The sequence below is a fragment of the Chitinophaga sp. genome (genome assembly GCF_036569125.1).
Lineage (GTDB): Bacteria > Bacteroidota > Bacteroidia > Chitinophagales > Chitinophagaceae > Chitinophaga.
Genome location: NZ_DATCRF010000275.1, coordinates 1 through 4,388 on the forward strand (window position 1 = coordinate 1; position 4,388 = coordinate 4,388).

Consider the following 4,388-nt stretch of genomic DNA (forward strand, 5'->3'; position numbering starts at 1 on the left):
ATCAATGGGTATCAAATTCCGACAGAACAAGTAATTTGAACCGAAGACCAAGCAAAACTCGTTGTAAATGAAGGACTTCTCATTTGTCACTAACTCGCACCCTGCTTACATTGAATCATTATATCAGGATTACCGTAAAGATCCTCAGGCCGTTGATCCCGAATGGGTTAAATTTTTTGAAGGATTTGATTTCGCGGTATCTACTCAAAATGGTAAAGCAGGAGCGGCAACAGTGGCGGCAGGAAGTAGTGCTGCACCCGTATCCGGCGATCAGCTTAATAAAGAGCTGAGCGTATACAGGCTTATACAGGCCTACCGCAAAAAAGGACATCTCATCTCCAAAACCAATCCCATCCGCGAAAGAAAGAACCGCCAGGCCAACCTGGAGATCTCTTTCTTTGGTTTAAGCGATGCGGACCTGAAAAGCGAATTCTTTGCCGGCCAGGTAATAGGCCTGGGCAAAACTTCCCTGGAAAATATTGTTAACAGGCTGAAACAGGTATATGCCGGTCCTGTGGGACTGGAATTCACCTATATAAACGATGCTAAAAAGGTAGAATGGCTGCAGCGTGAAATGGAGAACACCATGCACCAGCCTATGCCCCTGGAAAAGAAAAAGCGTGTGCTGCAAAAGCTGAACCAGGGCGTGATCTTCGAAAAATTCCTGCATACCAAATATATAGGTCAGAAGCGCTTTTCGCTGGAAGGTGGTGAAAACACCATTACCGCGCTGGATGCTATGATCAATGCTGCCTCTGAGCTGGGCGTACAGGAAGCCGTGATAGGCATGGCCCACCGTGGCCGCTTAAACGTATTAGCCAACATCCTGGGCAAAACCTATGAGCAGATCTTCTCGGAATTTGAAGGCATCGCCAGCCCGGACCTTACCATGGGTAGCGGCGACGTGAAATACCACCTGGGTTTCCGCTCTATGATAGATACGCCTGCCGGCAAACAGATCAACCTGCAGCTGCTGCCAAACCCTTCCCACCTGGAAGTGGTAGACCCCCTGGTAACCGGCTTTGCACGCAGTAAGGCAGATGTGATCTATAACAGTGATTACGATAAGATATTCCCGATACTGATCCATGGCGATGCTGCTGTAGCCGGCCAGGGTGTGGTGTATGAGCTGGTGCAGATGAGCAATCTGAAAGGCTATTACACCGGCGGCACCATGCATTTTGTGATCAATAACCAGATTGGTTTTACCACTGATTTTGATGATGCCCGCTCCTCCGACTACTGTACCAGCGTAGCTGCCATTGTGCAGGCGCCGGTTTTCCATGTGAACGGGGATGATGCGGAAGCTGTGGTAAAGGTTTCTGAGATAGCCACCCGCTACCGCCAGGAATTTAACTGCGATATTTTCATAGACCTGCTTTGCTACCGCAGGCATGGCCATAATGAAGGCGATGAGCCTAAATTTACCCAGCCCAGCCTGTATGCGCTGATCGATAAACATGCGGATCCGCGCGAAGTATATACCCAGTACCTGCTGAAGAACGGTGAAACAGATGCGCAGGAAATGGCCAAGGATATGCAAAAAGTATTCTGGGCTGAGCTGCAGGAAAGGCTGGATGAAGTAAAACAGCACCCCCTGCCTTACAGCCATCAGAAACCGGAGCAGTGGTGGGCCGCCCTGCGCAAAGCCACTCCGCAGGATTTTGAGCAATCACCGGTAACAGCTATTAAAGAAGAAGATTTTACCCGCCTGTTCAACAGCCTGATGCAATGGCCCAAAGATTTTGTGCCTTTACGTAAGGTGGACAAGCTGCTGAAAGATAAGATCAAGCTATATGAAACAGAAGGGAAGGTAGACTGGGCTACCGGCGAGCTGCTGGCCTATGCCAGCCTGCAGATAGAAGGGAAGGATGTGCGTATGAGCGGGGAAGATGTACAACGTGGTACCTTCTCACACCGCCACGCTATTTTGTTTGACGAAAACACCAATGCTACTTATAACCGCCTGGCGCACCTGCAGGAAAAACAGGGCCAGTTCCGTATTTACAACTCTTTGCTGAGCGAGTTTGCCGTAATGGGCTTTGAATATGGCTATGCGATGGCTAACCCCAATACCCTGGTATTGTGGGAAGCGCAGTATGGCGACTTTGTGAATGGTGCGCAAACCGTAATAGACCAATACCTGACCAGCGCCGAACAAAAGTGGACCACCATGAACGGCCTGGTGCTGTTATTGCCACATGGCTATGAAGGCGGTGGCCCTGACCACTCAAACGCCCGCCCCGAGCGCTTTTTACAGGCCTGTGCTGAATATAATATTGTAGTTACCAATATTACTACTGCAGCTAACTTCTTCCATGCATTGCGCCGCCAGCTTACCTGGCCGTTCCGCAAACCACTGGTGAACTTCTCGCCCAAAGCAAACCTGCGTCACCAGGGTGCTTACTCTACCAAGGAAGATTTTACTACGGGTGGTTTTAAAGAAGTGCTGGATGATCCGTTCATTACAGATGCTTCCCAGGTGAAGAAAGTACTGTTCTGCAGCGGCAAAATTTATTTTGACCTGAGCGAGAAACAAGTGAAAGAAGGCCGTAAGGATATCGCCATTGTTCGTTTAGAACAGCTGTATCCTTTGCCGGTAGCGCAGCTGGAAGCTATTAACCAGAAGTATAAAGGAGCCACCTGGTTCTGGGTACAGGAAGAGCCGCTGAACATGGGCGCTGCTTCTTACCTGCAAATGAACCTGAAGCAGCTCAACTACGGCGTTATCAGCCGTAACCCAAGCGCTGCCACTGCTACCGGTTATGCAAAAGTGCATACCCGCGAGCAGCAGGAGATCATTGAAACAGCGTTTAATATTTAAGATTTACGATTTTAGATTTACGATTTGAGGTTGGAGCGTTTCCAATTAAATCTAAAATCTAAAATCTGAAATCTAAAATCGAAATTATTGCAAACAGAAAACTGAAATAATGGTTGTCGAAATCAAAGTTCCTACGGTAGGAGAATCTATAAGCGAGGTAACAATTGCGAAGTGGTTGAAGAAAGACGGGGATTATGTGCAGCAGGATGAAGTATTGTGCGAAATGGAATCGGAAAAGGCCACCTTTGAGCTGAATGCAGAAAAAGCAGGGGTGCTGAAAATAGCCGCCCCGGAAGGTGCCACCTTAAACATTGGCGCTGTAGCCTGTACTATTGATACAGATGCTGCTGCACCTGCAGGCGCTGTAGCCCCGGTATCTGCCAACGCGCCGGAAGCAGCTGCTGCCGCCAAAGCAGCAGAACCTGCACCACAAGCGCCCGCTGGACCTCCGCCGGCCAATAAGGGAACTATTGATATGAAAGTGCCCACCGTTGGAGAATCCATCAGTGAAGTAACGCTGGTAAAATGGCTGAAACAGGATGGCGATTACGTAGAGCGTGATGAAATGCTGTGCGAAATGGAATCCGAAAAAGCCACCTTTGAGCTGAACGCAGAAGAAGCCGGTATATTAAAAAGAGTAGCTAAAGAAGGCGATGTGCTGAAGATCGGTGATGTGGCCTGCCAGATAGATACCAACGCCGCCCGCCCGGCAGGTAAAGCAGCACCTGCTGCCACACCAGCCAAGGCAGAAGCTGCCAAAGCAACCCCGCAGGCACAACAGGCGCCGGTAACCGCTATCCCGGATAATATTAAAACTACCCCGGTGGCTGCCGCTGTAATAGCAGATAAACATGTGGATCCCTCCTCCATTAAAGGGAGCGGCGCCCATGGCAAAATATTGAAGGATGATGTGTATGCCGCCCTGCAAAACCCGGGTGTGGCTTTAGGTAAAGAGCTATTTGCCCGCAACGACCGCAGGGAGAAAATGAGCAACCTGCGTAAAACGGTATCCCGCCGCCTGGTGGAAGCCAAGAACACTACGGCCATGCTCACCACTTTTAACGAAGTGGATATGACCAACATCATGGACATACGCGCCAAGTATAAAGAAGTGTTCAAAAAACAGCATGAGGTGAACCTGGGCTTTATGAGCTTCTTCACCAAAGCCTGTTGTTTTGCTTTACAGGAGTTCCCTTCTGTAAATGCTTACATTGACGGGGAAGAGCTGGTGTACCATGACTACTGCGATGTGTCTATTGCCGTATCGGCCCCCAAAGGCTTGGTGGTACCGGTGATCCGCAATGCAGAAAGCCTGGGCATGGCAGAGATTGAAAAGAAAGTAGTAGAGCTGGCCACCAAGGCGCGTGATAACAAGCTCACCATGGATGAAATGACCGGTGGTACCTTCACCATTACCAATGGCGGGGTGTTTGGCTCTTTAATGAGTACGCCTATCATTAACATACCCCAGTCTGCTATTTTAGGTATGCACAAAATACAGGAGCGCCCCATGGCAGTAAATGGCCAGGTGGTGATACGCCCGATGATGTACCTGGCGCTGAGC

At 49.5% G+C, this 4,388-nt stretch carries 2 protein-coding genes; both read left to right on the plus strand.

Annotated features, from left to right (window positions below):
- Positions 1 to 67: 67 nt before the first annotated feature.
- Positions 68 to 2,824 carry a 2-oxoglutarate dehydrogenase E1 component gene (locus VIM87_RS10095; RefSeq protein ID WP_331996875.1) on the plus strand — a complete coding sequence of 919 codons (2,757 nt, stop codon included), beginning with the start codon at positions 68 to 70 and terminating at the stop codon, positions 2,822 to 2,824.
- Between the two features lie 109 nt (positions 2,825 to 2,933).
- A partial coding sequence (odhB, locus tag VIM87_RS10100) for a 2-oxoglutarate dehydrogenase complex dihydrolipoyllysine-residue succinyltransferase (RefSeq protein ID WP_331996876.1) occupies positions 2,934 to 4,388 on the plus strand: 1,455 nt, incomplete at its 3' end.

What these genes read in the sequence shown, in the direction of transcription:
- VIM87_RS10095 (WP_331996875.1), top strand. Translation starts at nt 68, where the DNA reads ATGAAGGACTTCTCATTTGTCACTAACTCGCACCCTGCTTACATTGAA.